Here is an 18,854-nt window from a genome sequence, read left to right as displayed (position 1 = left end):
CGAGCCGACGCCGCATGTGGACTGGTCGGCGGGCGCGGTACGGCTGCTGACACAGGCTCGGCCGTGGCCGGAGACCGGTCGGCCCCGCCGAGCGGGGGTCTCCTCGTTCGGGGTCAGCGGCACCAACGCGCACGTGATCCTGGAGCAGCCGCCGGCCGAGGTCGAGCCCGACCCGGGCGACGCGCACCCCGACGCGGTGCTGCCCTGGATCGTGTCCGCCAAGCGGGTCCCGGCACTGCGCGCACAGGCCGAACGACTGGCCGACCTCGTCGCGACCGGCCCGCAACCGGTGGACATCGGTTCGGCCCTGATCGGCACCCGGGCCGCGCTCGAAGAGCGCGCGGTGGTGATCGGCGAGCGCGAGTCGCTGACCGAGGGCCTGGCCGCACTGGCCCGAGGCGAATCGGCCGCCGGCGTGGTGACCGGATCGGCGGCGGGCACGCTCGGCAGGACGGTGTTCGTCTTCCCCGGGCAGGGCTCGCAGTGGGCCGGAATGGCCGCCGAACTGTACAGCCAGTCACCGGTGTTCGCGTCCCGCTACGACGAGTGCGCGAAGGCGCTCGAACCGTTCGTGGACTGGTCGGCCACCGATGTGCTGACCGGCGTCGAGGGCGCGCCGTCGTTGGACCGGGTGGACGTGGTCCAGCCGGTGTTGTGGGCGGTCTTGGTCTCCCTCGCCGAGGTGTGGCGTTCGTACGGCGTGCGCCCGGACGCGGTCGTGGGCCATTCGCAGGGCGAGATCGCGGCGGCGGTGGTCGCGGGCGGGTTGTCGCCGGCGGACGGCGCGCGGGTGGTGGCGCTGCGGAGCAAGGCGATCGTGGCACTGTCCGGACGCGGTGGGATGGCCTCGGTGGCGCTGCCCGAATCGGACGTGCGGGCGCGGATCGCGCAGTGGAGCGGGCGGGTGTCCATCGCCGCCGTCAACGGTCCCGGTCAGGTGGTGGTGTCCGGCGAGCCGGACGTGCTCGCCGAACTGGTCGCCTCGGTGACGGCCGAGGGCGGCCGGGCCCGGGTGATTCCGGTGGACTACGCGTCGCACTCGGCCCAGGTGGACGAGATCCGGGACCGGCTCGTCGCCGATCTGGCCGATATCGCGCCGGTGTCCGGGACGGTGCCGATCCTGTCGACCGTCACCGGCCAGTGGCTGGACACCGCGTCGATGGACGCCGGCTACTGGGCGCGCAATCTGCGGGAGACCGTGCGGTTCGAGGAGGCCACGCGAGCCCTCGCGGCCTCCGGGCACGGGGTCTTCGTCGAGGTGAGCCCGCATCCGGTGCTGGTGGCGGCGATCCAGGAGACCCTGGAGGCCGCCGAGACGAAGCGCCCGCTCGCGGTCGGCACGCTGCGCCGCGACCAGGGCGGCGCGCGGCGCCTGTACACCTCGCTCGCCGAGTTGTGGGTGCGCGGCATCGACGTCGACTGGAGTGCGGCCTACGCGCAATACCGCCCACGCCGCGTGCAGTTGCCCACGTACGCGTTCCAGCACGAGCGCTACTGGCTCGACGGGAGTCGGACCGCGCGGGACGGCGCGGGCGCGGTCGGACTGCCGAACGAGGCCGGCGCACGGCCCGGCCAGGACGCGGCACCCACGCTCCCGGACCGGCTCGCGGGCGTAGGACCGGCCGAACGCGAGGGTGCGGTCCTGGAATTCGTCCGCACCGAGACGGCCGTCGTCCTGGGCCACGGCGACCCGGTCGCGGTCGAGCCCGAACGTGCCTTCCGCGAACTCGGCTTCGACTCGCTGACCGCCGTGGAGCTGCGCAACCGGCTGAACGCGGGTTCGGGACTGCAACTGCCGGCCACGCTGATCTTCGACTACCCGACCCCGGCCGATGTCGCCGCGTTCGTCACCGAACTGCTCGCCGACCGACCGGCCGACATCGCTCCGGGCCGCCCGCTGCCGTCCGCGCTGGAGGAACTCGACCGGCTGGACGCCGCGCTGTCGGCCGACCTCGGCGACTCCGCCCAGCGGTTGGCGATCCTCGGCCGGCTGCGGGTGCTGGCGAACAAGTGGGCCGACCCCACGGCCGGTTCGGCGCCGGCCGGCTCGGACGAGATCGATCTCGACACCGCCAGCGACGAGGAACTGTTCGGCCTGCTCGACGGCAACGTCGAATCCTTCTGACCCCCCGGACCACCGAACCCACCAGGAAAGGCAGTTCCATGTCGGACGAAGACAAGCTCCGGGGATACCTCAAGCGCGCGCTGGCCGATGTCCGCCAGGCCCGGAAACGGGTCCACGAGATCGAGGCGAGCCGGCGCGAGCCGATCGCGATCGTCGGGATGGCCTGCCGGCTGCCCGGAGGTGTCGACTCGCCCGAAGACCTGTGGCGACTGGTCGAATCCGGGACGGACGCGGTCGGCGAGGCCCCCACCGACCGGGGCTGGGACCTGCGCGACCTCTACGACCCGGACCCCGACCGGCCCGGCACCACCTACACCACGGCGGGCTCCTTCCTGCCGGACGCCGGGGACTTCGACGCGGCGTTCTTCGGCATCTCGCCCCGCGAGGCGTTGGCCACCGACCCGCAGCAGCGGCTGCTCCTGGAGACCGCGTGGGACGCGTTCGAGCGGGCCGGGATCGACGTCACAGGCCTGCGCCGCAGCCGGACCTCGGTGTTCACCGGAATCGCCGGGATCGACTACGCGCCGGCCCCGGACCGGGTTCCGCAGGAGTTGGAGGGCTACCTGGGCACCGGCACGCTGGGCAGCGTGGCGTCCGGTCGGATCTCCTACACCTTCGGGTTCGAGGGGCCTGCGGTGACGGTGGACACCGCGTGCTCGTCGTCGTTGGTGGCGCTGCATCTGGCGGCGCAGTCGTTGCGCTCGGGCGAGTGCGATCTCGCGCTCGCGGGCGGCGCCACGGTGATGGCCTCGCCGATGGGCTACGTCGAGTTCTCGCGGCAGCGCGGGTTGTCCGTGGACGGCCGGTGCAAGGCGTTCGCCGCTTCGGCGGACGGCACCGGGTGGGCCGAGGGGGTCGGCGTACTGATCCTGGAGCGCCTCTCGGACGCCGAGCGCCTGGGCCATCGGGTGCTCGCCGTGGTGCGCGGCAGCGCGGTCAACCAGGACGGCGCCTCCAACGGTCTGACCGCGCCGAACGGCCCCGCCCAGCAGCGGGTGATCCGCGAGGCGCTGGCCAACGCCGAACTGGCGGCGGACGACGTGGACGCGGTGGAGGCGCACGGGACCGGGACCACCCTGGGCGACCCGATCGAGGCGCAGGCCCTGCTGGCCACCTACGGCCGGGACCGCTCGGCGGAACGGCCGCTGTGGCTGGGTTCGTTGAAGTCCAACATCGGCCACGCACAGGCCGCGGCCGGTGTCGCGGGTGTGATCAAGATGGTCCAGGCGCTGCGCCACGGCGTGTTGCCGAAGACGCTGCACGTCGAGGAGCCGACGCCGCATGTGGACTGGTCCTCGGGCGGGGTGCGGTTGTTGACCGAGGCCCGGCCCTGGCCGGAGTCGGACCGCCCGCGCCGGGCGGCGGTGTCCGCGTTCGGGGTGAGCGGCACCAACGCGCACGTCATCCTGGAACTCCCGGATACCGAGCCGGAGATCGGCGAGCGCACGGATGCGCCGGAGCCCGCCGTGGTGCCGTGGGTGTTGTCGGCGAAGACCCCGGACGCGTTGCGCGCGCAGGCGGGTCGCCTGGCGGAGCGGCTCGGCGCCGACCCCTCGCCCGCGACCGTGGACGTGGGCTTCTCGCTGGTGTCCAGCAGGGCCGCGTTCGGGGAGCGCGCCGTCGTGCTCGGCGACCGGAGCCGACTGGTTGCGGGTCTGGGCGCGGTGCTGCGCGCCGAGTCGGAGGCCGGTGTGGTCACCGGGGCGGCCGGGCCGGTGGGCCGGACCGTGTTCGTCTTTCCCGGCCAGGGTTCGCAGTGGGCCGGCATGGCGGCCGAACTGCACGACCAGTCACCGCTGTTCGCGGCGGCTTTCGCGGAGTGCGCGAAGGCGTTGGAGCCGTTCGTGGACTGGTCGCCGGTCGAGGTGTTGACCGGTGTCGAGGGTGCGCCGTCGTTGGATCGGGTGGATGTGGTCCAGCCGGTGTTGTGGGCGGTGTTGGTGTCGCTGGCCGAGGTGTGGCGTGCGTTCGGGGTGGTTCCGGACGCGGTTGTGGGTCATTCGCAGGGGGAGATCGCGGCGGCGGTGGTGGCAGGGGGGTTGTCCCTGGAGGACGGCGCTCGGGTGGTCGCGTTGCGGAGTCGGGCGATCGTGGCGTTGTCGGGGCGCGGTGGGATGGCCTCGGTGGCGTTGGCCGAGTCGGATGTCCGCGTGCGGATCGGTGCGTGGGAGGGGCGGATCTCGGTCGCGGCGGTGAATGGTCCGGGCCAGGTGGTGGTCTCGGGGGAGCCGGACGCGCTGGCGGAGTTGGTTGAGGCGGTGACGGCCGAGGGTGGTCGGGCGCGGGTGATTCCGGTGGACTACGCGTCGCACTCCGCGCAGGTGGAGGAGATCCGCGCGCGCATCGTCGAGGACCTGGCGTCCATCGCACCGGTGTCCGGGTCGGTGCCGCTGTGGTCGACGGTGACCGGCGACTGGTTGGACACGACCGGGATGGACGGCGCGTACTGGGCGACCAACCTGCGCGAGACGGTCCGGTTCGAGGAGGCGACCCGGGGGTTGGCGGCGTCCGGACACGGGGTATTCGTCGAGGTGAGCCCGCATCCGGTGCTGACCGCCGCGATCGAGGCGACGCTGGAGGACGCGGGTCGGGAAAGCCCGGTCGTGGTCGGCACGTTGCGTCGCGACCAAGGCGGCGCGCAGCGCCTGTACACCTCGCTCGCCGAGTTGTGGGTGCGCGGCGTGTCCGTCGACTGGGGCACGGCCTTCGCCGAACACCAGCCGAGCCGGGTCGACTTGCCCACATACGCGTTCCAGCGCAAGCGCTACTGGCGGGAGACCCTGGCCGATCCGGCGGCCGGGCCCGCGTCGCTGGGCCTGAGCCCGGTCGAGCATCCGCTGCTCGGCGCGTCCGTGGGCAGCGGCGACGGCGACGACGTGTTGCTGACCGGGCGGATCTCGGTGCGTTCGCATCCGTGGCTGGCCGATCACGCGGTGCGCGACACGGTGTTGCTGCCGGCGTCCGCCTTCCTGGAACTGGCGCTGCGGGCCGGCGACGAGGTGGGCCTGGGCACGGTGGACGAACTCGTGATCGAGGCGCCGCTGATCCTGGCCGGCCCGGACGCGGCCGTGCACCTGCAGGTCGCGGTGGGCGCGGCGGCCGAGGACGGGCGCCGCCGGTTCGCGGTGTTCTCGCGGGAAGAGGACGCGCCGGACGTGGAATGGGCCCGGCACGCGGGCGGCTTCCTGGCGCCGGAGGCGGCCGAGGCCGATGCCGGATCGGACCCCGCGTTCGCCTTCGGCGACTGGCCGCCGGCCGATGCGGTCGAGCTCCCGGTCGAGGACGCCTACGACGTGCTGGTCGCCGCCGGGATCGACTACGGCCCGGTCTTCCAGGGTCTGCAGGCCGCGTGGCGCGGTGACGGCGCGCTGTTCGCCGATGTCGCGTTGGCCCCGGAACAGGCGGAGGAGGCAACGAGGTTCGGTGTGCATCCGGCGCTGCTGGACGCGGCGCTGCACATCGCGGTGGTCGACGCCGTGCGGCGCGCCGAGGCGGCCGGCGAGCGGGCCGGGACGAGCCTGGCCTACGCCTGGAGCGGTGTGCGGCTGCACGCGACCGGCGCGGCCCGGCTGCGGGTGCGGCTCGCGCTCACCGGGCCGGACGCGGTCGCCCTGGAGGCCGCGGACGAGCGGGGCGCGCCGGTGTTGTCGGTCGGGTCGCTGATCTCCCGCCCGGTGCCCGGCGGCCTGCCGGCCGGCGCCGGTACCCGGTCGCGGGCGTCGGCGGATCCGCACGCACCCGGCTCGGCGGCCGTACGGCGCACCCGGCGGGCGGTGCGCTCGGCGTCGGCGGACACCGAATCGACGTTCGCGCGGCGGCTCGCGGCGGGGTCCCAGGAGGAGCGGGTCGAGATCCTGGTGGATCTGGTGCGCGCCGAACTTGGCGTCGTGCTCGGCCACGCGGGCGACGAATCGGTGGACGCCGACCAGGCGTTCCTCGAGGTCGGCCTGGACTCGCTGACCGCCGTGGAACTGCGCAACCGACTGTCCGCCGCGACGGGACTCCGCTTGCCCGCCACCGTCACCATCGCGCACCCCACCCCGCGCGGCCTCGCCCTGCACCTGGGCGCCGAACTGGCCGAACAGGGCATGTCCCCGGCGACGTCGAAGGTTGCGGATGCCGAGCCCACCGAGGTCGCCAAGGGTGCGCTGGCCTCCTTCTACGTCCAACTCTGCGCGGCCGGCAAGTACAACACCGCGGCCGAGGTGATCATGGCCTCGGCGGGCCTGCGTCCGTCCTTCCCGCCGGCCGAACGCGACCGGCACGTCAAGCCGGTGCTGCGGTTGGCCACCGGCGACGCGGGGCCCGCGATCGTGTGCTTCCCGTCGCTGAGCGCGATCTCCGGACCGCACGAATACGCCCGGTTCGGGCAGGTGTTCCAGGGCGAGCGCGACGTGTTCGTGCTCCAGACGCCGGGCTTCGTGGCCGAGGAGTCGCTGCCCGACCACGCCGACGCCCTGCTCCGGATTCACCTGGAGAGCGTTCGGGAGGCCGTGGGTGAGCGGCCGTTCATCGTGGTGGGGCGCTCGATGGGCGGTTGCATCGCGCACGAGGTGACCCGCCGACTCGAGGCCGAGGGGGTACGCCCCATCGGACTGGGACTGATCGACACGTTCCCGATCGACACCGCGCTGGTGCCGGGCATGGACTGGTGGCTGCCCGCGATGATCGAGGGCATGCTCGGCCGGGTCGCGCAGTACGACATGACCCTGAACGACACCAACCTGACCACGATGGGCCGGTATCAACGGCTGTTCGCGGATTGGAAGCCGCAGGCGATCGAGACCCCGACCCTGGTCGCCCAGGCGCAGACCCCGGTGGAGGGCACGGTGATCGATCCCGAGGGCCGGTGGGACTGGCGGGCGTACTGGCCGCTGCCGCACGACCTGATCGGGATCACCGGTGACCACTTCACCGTGTTGGAGGACCACGCCGACCTGACGGCGGCGACGATCGTGGACTGGGCGGCCGCTCTGCCCGGCTGACCCCCGCGCCACGGCACGTCGCGAGCACAACACCACTTCGAGGCTGGGAAATTCATGACGAAGGTACTGTCCCCGACGGATCTCGCCGAGATCCACCGCACACTCGCGCTGTTCGCGCACGTCTTCGACAACGGGGACGTGGCCGGGCTCGATCTCGTGTTCACCGAGGACGTCGTGGTCGAGATCGGCGTCGGCGCGCCGCGGTCCTTCCGGGGCATCGCCGAGTTCGCCGAGTACACCCGGGGCAAGAGCGCGGCGACGCCGGACCACCACACGCTCAACACCACCGTCGAGGTGGACGAGTACGGACAGGTCCAGGCCCGCAGCCGGTACATCGGGATCAACCCGGCGGGCCGGCTGACCGGCGGCGAGTTCCTGGACATCCTGCGCCAGACCCCGCACGGCTGGCGGATCGCCTACCGACTGAGCCTGCCGCGCGCTCCCCGCCAAGCCGGTGCGGGCGTGACCAAGGCGGAATTCCCGCTTCCGGTACGGCTTTTCGAGGTGGTCGCGCCGTGACCGCCGACGCGGCGGCGCTGACCGCCGAGGACGTCGCGGGCATCCACGACACCCTCGCGCGGTTCGCGCACGTCTTCGACAACGACGACATCGCGGGGCTGGACCGGGTGTTCACCGACGACGCGGTGATCGAGAACACCATCGGCAACGGCTACACGATCGACGGCCTGGCCTCCGCCCGGCAGTTCACCGGCCGGCGCGGCTCGGACACGCCCGACCACCAGACGCTGGACACGGTGCTGTTGGTGGACGCGGGCGGTACGGCGCGGGCCCGCAGCCGGTACATCGCCACGCTGATCGACGGCGAGGTGCACGGCGGGGACTACTACGACATCCTCGAACGCACGCCCCGGGGCTGGCGGATCAAGTACCGGGTCTCGGTGCCCCGGCATCCGGTCCTGGACCGGATCGACCTACCGGAGGAGTTCGCCCAAGCCTGGCGGCCCACGGCGGACAACGTGGTGCGGTTCGCCCGGGAGTGAGACACGCGCGGATCGGGGCGCGGCCGACGGCCCGCCCCGATCCCGGTGGGGCTCAGCCCCGGCGGGCCACCGCGATCGTGGTCAGCGCGATGCCCGCGTCGACCTGCCAGCGACCGGCGAATCCGTCCAGCGGACGGTCCTCGATCAACAGCCGCGCGGCGAACGTGCCGGCCACCGGATCGAACTCGACCTCGGCCTCGGCGAAGTCCAACCACCGTTCGGTGAGCGGGAACCACGCCTTGTAGACCGACTCCTTGGCGCTGAACAACAGCCGATCCCAGGCGATCTCGGGTCGACGGGCGGACAGGTCGAGCAGGTGCTTGCGCTCGGTCTCGGACGAGACGGTCGTCAACACCCCCTCGGGCAGCGGCAGCGCCGGTTCGGCGTCGATGCCCAGGGTGAGCAGCACGGCCCGATCGGCGACGGCCGCGGCCCGGTACCCGGCGCAGTGCGTCATGCTGCCGACCACACCCGCCGGCCACCCGGGCGCGCCGCGCAACCCCGGCAGCAGCGGTGCGGCGGGTACACCCATTCGGGCCAACGCGCGGCGCGCGCAGCGCCGTACGGTGGTGAACTCGCGGCGGCGCTTGTCCACCGCCTTGGCGAGCAGCGCTTCCTCGGCCGGGAAAAGCGGCGGCCCGTCGGGGTCGTCGAAGGACTCCTCGGCGAACACCTCGGGCGGCAACACGCGGGCGATCAGCGTCTCGTCGGCAGGACGCGCGGCGATCATCGGGCACCCGCCTGTTGGCCCGTACGGGGGGTGTCGGCGGTCTCGGCGGGCACGATCCGGCGCGGGATCGGCCGGCGCAGCCCGTTCTTGCGCTCGCGCGGATAGCCGAGCGAGACCTCCTCGAAGCGCACCCCGTCGTACCACGTGGTGCGCGGGATGTGCAGGTGGCCGTAGACGACGGCGGCGGTCGGGAAGCGGCGATGCCAGTCGGCGGTGAGGTCGGTGCCGCACCACTGCGCGAACTCCGGGTACCACAACACGTCCGTGGGCTGCCGGACCAGCGGGAAGTGATTGACCATCAGCAGCGGCGCGGCCGGATCGGCCGCCGCCGCGAGCCGGCCCTCGCTGTACGCCACCCGGGCCCGGCACCACTCGTCCCGGGTCGGATAGGGGTCGGGGTGCAGCATGAACTCGTCGCTGCACACCACGCCGGCGGCGTACGCGGCGTCCAACGCCTCCTGCTGCGTGGTCGTGCCGGGCGGGCGCCAGGTGTAGTCGTAGAGCACGAACAGCGGTGCCACGGTGACCGGTCCGCCCGGACCGTCCCAGACCGCGAACGGGTCCTCGGGGGTGAGCACGCCCAACTCCCGGCACATCGAGACCAGATGGCGGTAGCGCTGCTCGCCGCGCAGTTGCACCGCATCGTCCGGCGTGGACCACAACTCGTGGTTTCCCGGGACCCACACCACGCGCGCGAAACGCTCGGCGAGCAGCCCAAGGGTGGCCCGGGTCTCCTCGATGTGCTCGGCCACGTCACCCGCGACCAGGATCCAGTCCTCGTCGGTTCCGGGCCGGATGCCCTCGACGAGTACGCGGTTGGACGGGATCGCGGAATGCAGGTCGCTGACTGCGTACAGCGCGCGCTCGGGCAAACGGGCAGTGCTCATCGATCGACCATAAGCGTGTTCGCGGTGCGCTGGGAAGGCCGACACGGGGTTGTCCGGCCCGCACGCAAGGCCCGCGCAAGGTCGCGTAGGGGTCGGTCAGGGGTACGCCACACGCCCGGCGTATGTCACCGTCGTCTGGAAGCAGGACAGGACCGCCGGAGAGCGCAAGACCCGACCGTCAAAGAGAGGGAAGAGCCGTTGCGGTACGAGATTCTCGGCCCCGTGCGGATCGTCGACGGCGATGAGCCGCGCACGATCGCGGCGCCCAAGCCGGAGACCCTCCTGGCCGCCCTGCTCGCGCGGCGGGGCCAGTTGCTGACCGTCGAGCAGATCGTGGCCGAGGTCTGGCCCGGCGCCGGACCGCAGCGGGCGAAGTCCACGGTGCACGTGTACGTTTCCCGGCTGCGGGCGATGCTCGGTGCCGGGGGGCCCGCGCGACACGGCCCGTTGGCCACCTGCGCGGGCGGCTATGTGCTGCACGCGGGACCGGACCGGCTGGACGCGGACGCGTTCCACGGCCTGGTCGACCGGGGCCGGGCGGGACTGTGCGCCGGGCGCCGGCACGAGGCGGCGGAGACCTTCACGAGCGCGCTCGACCTGTGGCGGGGACCGGCGTACGCGGGCGTCGCCCAGGGGCCGATCGTGCGCGCGCACGCCGCGCGGCTGGACGCGTCCCGGCTGGAGTGCCTCGAACTGCTGATCGAGGCCAACCTCGCGCTCGGCCGCTATCGGGAGAGCGTCGCGCGGCTGTACGCGCTGACCGCCGAGTATCCGCTGCACGAGAACTTCGCCCGGCACCTGATGGTCGCGCTCAACCACTGCGGCCGGCGCGGCGACGCGCTCGCGGTGTACCAGGGCACGCGGGGCGCGTTGCGCGAGGTCCTGGGCCTGGAGCCGTCCCGGGCGCTGCGCGAGGTCCAGCACGCGGTGCTCACCGGAGTGGAGCCGCGGGGCACGCGGACGGACTCGCTCGCCGGGTAGCGGGTCGGCGCCGCGCAGGGATGATCAACAGCGACGATCGGGAAGGAACCCGTCACATGACTACCGCCTCCGCCGTCTCGGATGCCTGGATCCGCCGATTCCATCCGGCCGCGAAACCGCTGCCGCGCCTGGTCGCCCTGCCGCACGCGGGTGGATCGGCCAGCTTCTGGTTCCCGCTGTCGGCGGCGCTCGAGGGCCGGGCCGAGGTGCTCGGCGTGCAGTATCCGGGCCGCCAGGATCGGCGCGCCGAACCGCTGATCGACGACATCGACACCCTGGCGGACCGGATCACCGAGGCCCTGGACCCGTGGCTGGACGAGCGGAGCCCGCTGATCCTGTTCGGCCACAGCATGGGCGCGATCCTCGGCTACGAGGTGGCCCGCCGATTGCGGGTGCCTCCCGCCGCGCTGATCGCCTCCGGCCGCCGGGCCCCGGACCGGGGGCGCGACGAGCGGCTCCACCTCCTGGACGACGCGGGGCTGACCGCCGAACTGCGCTCGATGAGCGGCACGGACGCGAGCATCCTGGCGGACGAGGAGGTGCTGCGCATGGTGCTGCCCGCACTGCGCGCCGACTACCGCGCGATCGAGACGTACAAGTGCGCCTCCGAGCATCCGCTGGAGTGCCCGATCACGGTGCTGATCGGCGACAGCGACCCGAAGGTCACCCTCGACGAGGCGATGTCCTGGCGCGAACACACGATCGGCACGTTCGCGCTGCACACCTTCGCCGGCGGCCACTTCTACCTGACCGATCACCAGGCGGCGGTCACCGCGCGCATCGCCGCCGCGATCTCCGCGGTGACGGGCCGCTCCGGGGCCTGAGCGACCCGGAGGCGCCCCCGGTCGGCGGACCGCCGCCAGGGGTGCTCGCTCGAATGGCTCCCGGTTTCGACCGGCGTACCGGTCCGGGACGCGGGGGCCGACGAGCGTCGGATCGAACGCGCGTACGAGATACCGGGTGTGCTCCGCCGGCGGCACCGATGCGGCCCGCCGATGATCGAGGCATGGCCGGTCAGGATCAAGTTCATGCCCTGTTGCCCGAGATTCAGCCGATGCTGGCCACCGCCGCGCCGCTGCCGGGGGAGGGCTACGACCTCGACTGGGGCTTCGAGATCAACTGGGACGGCGCCCGTACGGTGGTGTACTGCGCGGGGGACCGGACCGTACGGCTGCTCTCGGGCGAGGGCGAGGACGTCACCCGGACCTACCCCGAGCTGGCCGCCCTCGGCGAGCAGCACGGACAGCGGCAGGCCGTGCTCGACGGCGAGATCGTGGTGCTCGACAATCGCGGGCGCCCCGACTTCGAGCTGCTCCGACGGCGGATGGGCGTGGTGAACCCGCGCAAGGTGGCCCGGCTGACCATGGACGCGCCGGTGCACCTGATGCTCTTCGACGTGATGTACCTGGACGGCCGCTCGCTGCTGCCCACCCCGTACCGCGAGCGCCGGATGCTCCTGGAGAGCCTGGACCTGGCCGGCCCCCGGTGGTCCACGCCCGAATGGAGCGAGGGCGACGTGCAGCGCGCGTGGGCGACGAGCATGCACCACGGGTACGAGGGCATCGTGGGCAAGCGGCTGGCCTCGGACTACCAGCCCGGGCACCGCTCCCCGGACTGGATCAAGGCCAAGCACATCGAGACGCACGACGTGGTCATCGGCGGCTGGGTCGAGGGCCGAGGCGACCTGCGCGGCCTTCCGGGCAGCCTGCTCGTGGGCGTCGACGCACCCGACGGCCTGCGCTTCGTGGGCACGGTGGAGGACGGTCTGACCGCCGCCGAACGTGGCGAACTGGGCGAATACCTGGGTGCGTTGACCCGCGCCGACTCGCCGTTCGCCGGATTCGCCGACATCCCCGGCGCGCAGTGGGTCGACCCCCGCCTGGTCGCCGAGGTCACCGTCTCCGGCTGGACCACCGCCGGCCGACTCCGCCACCCGACCTGGCAACGCCTGCGCCCGGACCTGACCCGTCGCTGAGGCGCGGCCTCGACCCCCCGTGCGAGAACGGCCGGCGGCCGGCCGGTGAACATTCCCGCGGCCGGCGGGCGGGGCCGAAATCCGCCTATGCAGCGGTGATTTCGGCACGGGACGATGAGGGACCCCATCCGAGCACCAAGGGCGACGACTGCGGAAGAGTCGGACGGCGAACGGGCGTTCCGGCTCGGCATCCCGACGGGTCATCGGGTTCGGACCGCGCAACTCCCGTCGATGCCTCCGACGACGTCCCCACGTCAGCCGAGGAGACCATTCGTGCTCTCGCTGCCTCGCACCCTGTCCGCGACGGCCGTGGCCGTCACCATCGTCGCCGGGACCGCCTTCGTCACGCCGACCGCCAACGCCGCCGCCGCGTCGAACTACGCGGCCCTGGGCGACTCGTACAGCGCCGGCGTCGGCGCGGGCAACTACCTACCCGACAGCGGCGCCTGCAAGCGCAGCGCCAACTCCTACCCGGCCCTGTGGAACAACAGCCACCCGGGCGGGTTCGCCTTCGCGGCCTGCTCCGGCGCCAAGACCGCCGACGTCCGCGCCGGCCAACTGTCCGTGCTGAACTCCGCGACCACCCTGGTGACCATCAGCATCGGCGGCAACGACGCCGGGTTCGTCGACACCGTCAAGTCCTGCGTGCTGGGCTCGGACAACGACTGCTCGGTCGCCGTCGACAAGGCGAAGACCTACGCGACGACGAAGCTCCCCGCCGACCTGGACGCCACGTACGCTCAGATCCACAACCGCGCGCCCAACGCGCGGCTGGTCGTGCTCGGTTACCCGCGCCTGTTCGAACTCGGCGGGTGCTTCCTGGGCATGAGCACGTACAAGCGCACCATCCTCAACCAGGCCGCCGACACCCTGGCCGACATCACCCGAGGGCGGGCCGGCGCGGCGAACGCCGACTTCGCCGACGTGCGCAACCGCTTCGCCGGACACGGCGTGTGCGGCTCGAACCCCTGGATCAACGGCATCAAGCTGCCCATCGACGAGTCCTACCACCCCAACAGCGCGGGCCAGAGCCAGGGCTACCTGCCCGCACTCCAGGCCACCGTCGGAACGACCGTCGGAGCGCGCCCCTAGCACTCCGCGATCTTCGCGGGCACCGGCCTACTCCTTCGCGGCCCGGGCGAACTGCCGGGCGATGACCATGCGTTGGATCTGGTTGGTGCCCTCGAAGATTTGCATGATCTTGGCCTCGCGCATGTAGCGCTCGACCGGGAACTCGCGGGTGTAGCCGCACCCGCCGAACACCTGGACCGCGTCCGTGGTGACCTTCATCGCCGCGTCGGTGGCGACCAGTTTCGCGACGCTGGCCTGGCGGCTGTACGGACGGCCCAGGTCACGGCGGCGGGCCGCGTCCAGGTAGGTCGCGCGTGCGGAGTCGACGGCGGCGGCCATGTCGGCGAGCAGGAAGCCCAGACCCTGGTGGTCGACGATCCGACGGCCGAACGTGGTGCGTTCGTTGGCGTACTCGACCGCCGCGTCCAACGCGGCCTGGGCCAACCCCGTCGCGCACGCCGCGATGCCCAACCGGCCCGAGTCCAACGCGCTCAACGCGATCGCCAACCCCTGGCCCTCGGCGCCGATCAGGCGGTCCCGGTCCAGGATCGCGCCGTCCCAGAACGCGTTGGTCGTGGGCACCGCGTTCAGGCCCATCTTCTCCTCCGGCCGACCGAACTCCAGCCCCTCTGCCGCGCCCGGGGCCAGGAAGCACGAGATGCCCCGACTGCCCTCGCCGGTCCGGGCGAACAGCGCGTAGAAGTCGGCCTTTCCGCCGTGTGTGATCCACGCCTTGGTGCCGTTGATCCGGTAACCGTCGGCGACCGGGCGCGCCTTGCAGACGATCGCGGCCGCGTCCGAGCCCGCGTGCGGTTCGGACAGGCTGTACCCGCCGATCAACCGGCCCTCCAGCATCCGCGGCAACCACCGCTCGCGCTGCTCGGGCGAGCCGTACGTGGCCACCGGGAAGCAGGCCAGCGTGTGCACGCTGGTGGCGACCGCCACCGCCGCCCAGCGTGCGGCCAGTTCCTCCAGGACCTGGAGGTAGACCTCGTAGGGCTGGCCGCTGCCGCCGTCCTCCTCGGCGTACGGCAGACCCAGCAGGCCCACCTCGCCCAGGATGGTGAACAGCCCCTCGGGGTAGCTCTCGTCGCGTTCGTGGCGCGCGGCGATGGGGGCCAGCTCGCGGTCCGCGACGGTGCGGGTGAGATCGAGCAGGTCCTCGGCGTCCCGAGTGGGCAGGAGGCGGTCGACGGTCACGGCTGCTCCGGAAGTCGAGGGTGTCAAGGTGTCGGGGGAGGGGGAAGGCCGGCCCCGAGGGGCCGGCCTAAGCGGGACGGGGTTCAGCCGGCCCAGACGAGTGCGGGGTCGGCGGCCTTGTCGACCGGGGCGGGCGCGGTCAGTTCGGCGAGCGCGGTGCGCGCCGCGGTGCGGTACTCGGCGACCCGGGCGAGCTTGATCTCCTCGTAGCCGCGGATCGACTCGGGCAGCGCGACCAGCGCCACCACCGCGTCCACGTTGGCGGCGGACAACTCGCGCAGCGCGGCCCGGACCAGGTTCCGGTACTGCGGCACCAGTTCGCGCTCGACCCGACGCACCTCGGCGTAGCCGAACAGGTCCAGGCGGGTCCCGCGCAGGCCGCGCGCCGCGCGCAGGGCGCGGAAGGCCGGCACCGCCGTGCGGCGCAGCCGGATCTTGCGCTTCATCCCCAGGTAGCGCAGCACCGGCGGGTGCAGCAGCACCGAGACCGCCGCGTCCGGGCCGAACTCGGCGTCCCGACGGGCCTGTTCGACCGGGTCCAGGTGCAGGCGGGCCACCTCGTACTCGTCCTTGTAGGCCATCAGGTGGTGCAGTGCCCGCGCGTACGCCACCGCGACGCGCTCACCCGCCGCCGCGCCGGCCCGCTCGATCGCCAGGGTCCGGACCGCGCGCACGTCGTCGGCGTACCGGCGGGCGTAGGCCGCGTCCTGGTAGCCCGTCAGATCGGCGATCCGGGTGCCCAGCACCTCACGCAGCTCGGCCTCGCCGCCCGAGCCGTCGGCCAGCGCCGCCGAGGCCGCGTCGACCTCGACCACCGCGCGCGGCGGTGCCTCGACGGCGGCGGCCAGTACCGCGGCCGGGTCCACGGCCATCGCCCGACCCCAGCGGAACGCCGCGAGGTTCTTGTCCACGGCCGCGCCGTTGAGGGTGATCGCCCGCTCGATCGCGCTCACGCTCAGCGGCAGGCAGCCGTGCTGGAACGCGGCGCCGATCAGGATCATGTTGGCCGGCATGTGGTCGGCGAACAGCGCCTCGGACAGGCCCAGCGCGTCCAGGTACAGGTTCTCGGCGCGCCTGGTCGCCGCGTCGATGCGCTCCAGCGTCTCGGTCGGTGAACCGGGCAGCGCGATCTGGTTGGTGACCATCGCGGCGGTCGGCACGATCGCGGTGTTGACCACGGCGACGGTGCGCTCCGGGTCGGCGGTGGCCAGGTTGCTCGCGGCCGCCGCGCCGAGCAGGTCGAAGCCGATCAGCACGTCCGCGCCGGCCCGCGAGGCGCGCAGCGCGCCGTCGATCGGCCGGTTCGAGATGCGCAGGTCGGACACCACCGGGCCGCCCTTCTGGGCCAGGCCGGTCTGCTCGAGGCCGGCCGCGTACAGCCCGTCCAGGTGGGCGGCCATCTGCAGGATCGAGGACACCGTCACCACGCCGGTGCCACCGATCCCGGGCATCCGCACCAGCAGGTCGGCGTCGGTGACCCGACGCGCGGGCAGCGCCGGCTCCAGCGGCAGGGCCGGTATGCCCCGGGCCTTGCGGGTGCCCGGCTCGACCAGCAGGAAGGACGGGCAGTCGCCGCTCAGGCAACTGAAGTCCGAGTTGCACGAGCCCTGGTGGATGTGCGTCTTGCGGCCGAACTCGGTGTCCACCGGCTGTACCGACAGGCACGAGGACTTGTCCCCGCAGTCGCCGCAGCCCTCGCACACCCGCTCGTTGACGACCACCTTCTCGGCCGGCGTCGGCAACTGCCCCCGCTTGCGCAGCCGGCGCTCCTCGGCCGCGCACCGGTCGTCGTGGATCAGCACGGTCACGCCGTCGAGGGCGGCCAACTCACGTTCGACATCCGCCAGTTCGTCGCGATGGCGGACGGTGGCGATCGGGTCGATCCGAACTCCCCGGTAGCCGCGCGGGTCGTCGGTGGTGACCACCACCCGGCGCACCCCCTCGACCGCGAGCCAGCGGGTCAACGCCGGTACGTCCAGCCGCCCTTCGGCCTTCTGGCCGCCGGTCATCGCGACCGCGTCGTTGTACAGCAGCTTGTAGGTCATCTTGGCGCCGGCCGCGACGGCGGCCCGGATCGCCAGTGACCCGGAGTGGTGGAAGGTGCCGTCGCCGAGGTTCTGCACGAAGTGCTTGTCGTCGGTGAACGGCATCAGGCCGATCCACTGCGCGCCCTCGCCGCCCATCTGGGTCAGCCCGAGCTGATGCCCTCGGCCCTTGCCGTCCAGCGCGATCATCACGTGGCAGCCGATGCCGACGCCGACCAGGGTGTCGTCGGCGGTGCGCGTGGACGCGTTGTGCGGACAACCGGAACAGAAGTACGGGGTGCGCGAGGCCAGCATCGGCAGCGCGATCCGCGACGGGCGCCTGGGGGCGAGCGTGGCCAGGTACGCGGTCGCGGACGCGGGCAGCCGCTCGGTGCCGATCCGCGCGGCGATGGCCCGGGCCACATCGTCCGCGCCGAGCGTGCCGCGCGCGGTGAGCAGCGGGCGACCGGTGTCGTCCCGGCGACCGACGATGCGCGGCGCGTCCGGGCGGCGGTACAGCGCCTCCTTCAGGCGGGCCTCCAGGAACGGCACCTTGTCCTCGACGACCAGCACCTCGTCCAGGCCGTCGGTGAGTTCGGCCAGTTCGGCGTCGTCCAGCGGGAACGGCATGCCGATCCGGATCAGCCGGACGCCGAGCGTGTCGTCCGCGTCCAGGCCGAGGTCGGCGAGCGCGCGGCGGACCACCGAGAACGACACACCCGCGGCGAGGATGCCCAGACGGGCGCCGGGGGCGTCCCGCTCGATCCGGTTGAGCCGGTGCTCCCGGGCGTAGGCGCGGGCCAGGTCGAGCCGACGGGTGATCAGGTCGTGCTCGGCGTCGAGCGCGGCCGGGCCGACCAGGGTGGGCAGCGTGCCACGCTTGGTCGCCGCCGGGACCGGGATGCCCTCGCCCCACTCGGACACGTCCACCGTGGTCGACGCGTCGGCGATGTCGGCGACGATCTTCAGGCCGGTCCACAGGCCGCACGCGCGGGACATGGCCACCGCGTGCAGGCCGAACTCGACGATCTCGCCGATCGTGCCGGGCGCGAGCAGCGGCATCGACAGGCTTTCCATCATCGGCTCGCACGAGCTGGGCACCGTCGACGACTTGCTGCCCGGGTCGTCGCCGATCCACGCGACGGCGCCGCCGAGCGGGGCGGTACCCGCCATCGTGGCGTGCCGGATCGCGTCCGCGGCCCGGTCCAGGCCCGGGTTCTTGCCGTACCAGAACCCGGTCACCCCGGCGTACCGGGCGCCCGGGGTCTGGTCGACGAGCTGCGTCCCGGCGACGGCGGTCGCGGCCAGTTCCTCGTTCAACCCCGCCTGGAACACCACGCCCGCCGGGTCCAGCCAGCGCTTGGCGCGCCCCATCTCCAGGTCCACGCCACCCAGCGGCGAACCCTGGTAGCCGCTGACGAAGATCCGGGTGTCCAGGCCGCGGGCGATGTCCAGCCGGCGCTGCTCCAGGGTCAGCCGGATCAACGCCTGCACACCCGAGATCAGCACGCGGCCCCGCTCGGCGGTGTACTTGTCGTCCAGGGAGACATCCGGGAAGGACGCCGGCGCGTCCTGCGACGCCGGGACCGGAAGCGAAGGCGAAGCCTGATCTGTGCGCACGGAAGCCTCCGTCGTAGCCGGATGGGGTGGGGTGGGGTGCGGTAAGCACACCAACGGCGCCTCCAGGACGCAAGTACCTTGCGAGATTTAGGGTCGAAGACGCAAAGATCTTGCCGGGCGGTGATTGGTCGGTGGATTTGTTTGCGTGTGAAGCGCGTCACCGAAGGGGTCGGGTGGGACCCGGTCGTTCGCGCGGGGCCGTCCAGGGGTAGCCGAGCACACCGTGGGCACGACGAAACGCGACGGTATGTGGAA

12 protein-coding genes are annotated in these 18,854 nt (G+C 72.8%); 8 read left to right on the top strand and 4 right to left on the bottom strand.

Annotation, left to right across the window (positions count from 1 at the left end; all coding sequences use genetic code 11):
- From ACWCPW_RS33570 to ACWCPW_RS33555, 4 genes are all read left to right on the top strand, one after another.
- A partial coding sequence (locus ACWCPW_RS33570; RefSeq protein WP_449765331.1) for an acyltransferase domain-containing protein occupies positions 1-2,125 on the top strand: 2,125 nt, incomplete at its 5' end.
- A 38-nt stretch (positions 2,126-2,163) separates the two neighbouring features.
- Positions 2,164-7,110 carry an acyltransferase domain-containing protein gene (locus ACWCPW_RS33565; protein ID WP_449765330.1) on the top strand — a complete coding sequence of 1,649 codons (4,947 nt, stop codon included), beginning with the start codon at positions 2,164-2,166 and terminating at the stop codon, positions 7,108-7,110.
- A gap of 54 nt (positions 7,111-7,164) precedes the next feature.
- The gene (locus ACWCPW_RS33560) at positions 7,165-7,629 is read left to right on the top strand and encodes a nuclear transport factor 2 family protein (RefSeq protein ID WP_449765329.1); all 465 of its coding nucleotides are present in this window, start codon (positions 7,165-7,167) and stop codon (positions 7,627-7,629) included.
- Positions 7,626-8,111, top strand: a complete 486-nt coding sequence (locus ACWCPW_RS33555; protein WP_449765328.1) for a nuclear transport factor 2 family protein — start codon at positions 7,626-7,628, stop codon at positions 8,109-8,111. The genes ACWCPW_RS33560 and ACWCPW_RS33555 overlap by 4 nt, the downstream gene beginning before the upstream one ends.
- Before the next feature lie 52 nt (positions 8,112-8,163).
- Here the strand turns inward: ACWCPW_RS33555 and ACWCPW_RS33550 are convergent, their stop codons facing one another.
- Positions 8,164-8,841, bottom strand: coding sequence for a 4'-phosphopantetheinyl transferase family protein (locus ACWCPW_RS33550; RefSeq protein ID WP_449765327.1), 678 nt, complete (start codon positions 8,839-8,841; stop codon positions 8,164-8,166).
- On the bottom strand, positions 8,838-9,728 hold the full coding sequence (locus tag ACWCPW_RS33545) for a metallophosphoesterase (RefSeq protein ID WP_449765326.1): 891 nt from the start codon (positions 9,726-9,728) through the stop codon (positions 8,838-8,840). The genes ACWCPW_RS33550 and ACWCPW_RS33545 overlap by 4 nt, the downstream gene beginning before the upstream one ends.
- A gap of 198 nt (positions 9,729-9,926) precedes the next feature.
- On the opposite strand from ACWCPW_RS33545, the gene ACWCPW_RS33540 reads away from it, so the two are divergent.
- From ACWCPW_RS33540 to ACWCPW_RS33525, 4 genes are all read left to right on the top strand, one after another.
- On the top strand, positions 9,927-10,709 hold the full coding sequence (locus tag ACWCPW_RS33540) for an AfsR/SARP family transcriptional regulator (RefSeq protein WP_449765325.1): 783 nt from the start codon (positions 9,927-9,929) through the stop codon (positions 10,707-10,709).
- Positions 10,710-10,765: 56 nt separating this feature from the next.
- Positions 10,766-11,533: a thioesterase II family protein gene (locus tag ACWCPW_RS33535; RefSeq protein ID WP_449765324.1), complete on the top strand. Its 768-nt coding sequence runs from the start codon at positions 10,766-10,768 to the stop codon at positions 11,531-11,533.
- Between the two features lie 182 nt (positions 11,534-11,715).
- Positions 11,716-12,684, top strand: coding sequence for a non-homologous end-joining DNA ligase (ligD, locus tag ACWCPW_RS33530; protein WP_449765323.1), 969 nt, complete (start codon positions 11,716-11,718; stop codon positions 12,682-12,684).
- A 273-nt stretch (positions 12,685-12,957) separates the two neighbouring features.
- Positions 12,958-13,776 (top strand): SGNH/GDSL hydrolase family protein, encoded by an 819-nt coding sequence (locus tag ACWCPW_RS33525; RefSeq protein WP_449765322.1) that lies wholly within the window; start codon positions 12,958-12,960, stop codon positions 13,774-13,776.
- Positions 13,777-13,803: 27 nt separating this feature from the next.
- Here ACWCPW_RS33525 and ACWCPW_RS33520 read toward each other — a convergent pair whose 3' ends face one another.
- On the bottom strand, positions 13,804-14,955 hold the full coding sequence (locus ACWCPW_RS33520) for an acyl-CoA dehydrogenase family protein (protein WP_449765321.1): 1,152 nt from the start codon (positions 14,953-14,955) through the stop codon (positions 13,804-13,806).
- Positions 14,956-15,038: 83 nt separating this feature from the next.
- Positions 15,039-18,599 carry an indolepyruvate ferredoxin oxidoreductase family protein gene (locus ACWCPW_RS33515; RefSeq protein ID WP_449765320.1) on the bottom strand — a complete coding sequence of 1,187 codons (3,561 nt, stop codon included), beginning with the start codon at positions 18,597-18,599 and terminating at the stop codon, positions 15,039-15,041.
- Positions 18,600-18,854: the final 255 nt, after the last annotated feature.

The organism is Embleya sp. NPDC001921 (genome assembly GCF_053594475.1).
This window is presented reverse-complemented; position numbering and strand designations above follow the sequence as displayed.

What these genes read in the sequence shown, in the direction of transcription:
- ACWCPW_RS33565 (WP_449765330.1), top strand. Translation starts at nt 2,164, where the DNA reads ATGTCGGACGAAGACAAGCTCCGGGGATACCTCAAGCGCGCGCTGGCC.
- ACWCPW_RS33560 (WP_449765329.1), top strand. Translation starts at nt 7,165, where the DNA reads ATGACGAAGGTACTGTCCCCGACGGATCTCGCCGAGATCCACCGCACA.
- ACWCPW_RS33550 (WP_449765327.1), bottom strand. Translation starts at nt 8,841, where the DNA reads ATGATCGCCGCGCGTCCTGCCGACGAGACGCTGATCGCCCGCGTGTTG.
- ACWCPW_RS33545 (WP_449765326.1), bottom strand. Translation starts at nt 9,728, where the DNA reads ATGAGCACTGCCCGTTTGCCCGAGCGCGCGCTGTACGCAGTCAGCGAC.
- ACWCPW_RS33535 (WP_449765324.1), top strand. Translation starts at nt 10,766, where the DNA reads ATGACTACCGCCTCCGCCGTCTCGGATGCCTGGATCCGCCGATTCCAT.
- ligD (WP_449765323.1), top strand. Translation starts at nt 11,716, where the DNA reads ATGGCCGGTCAGGATCAAGTTCATGCCCTGTTGCCCGAGATTCAGCCG.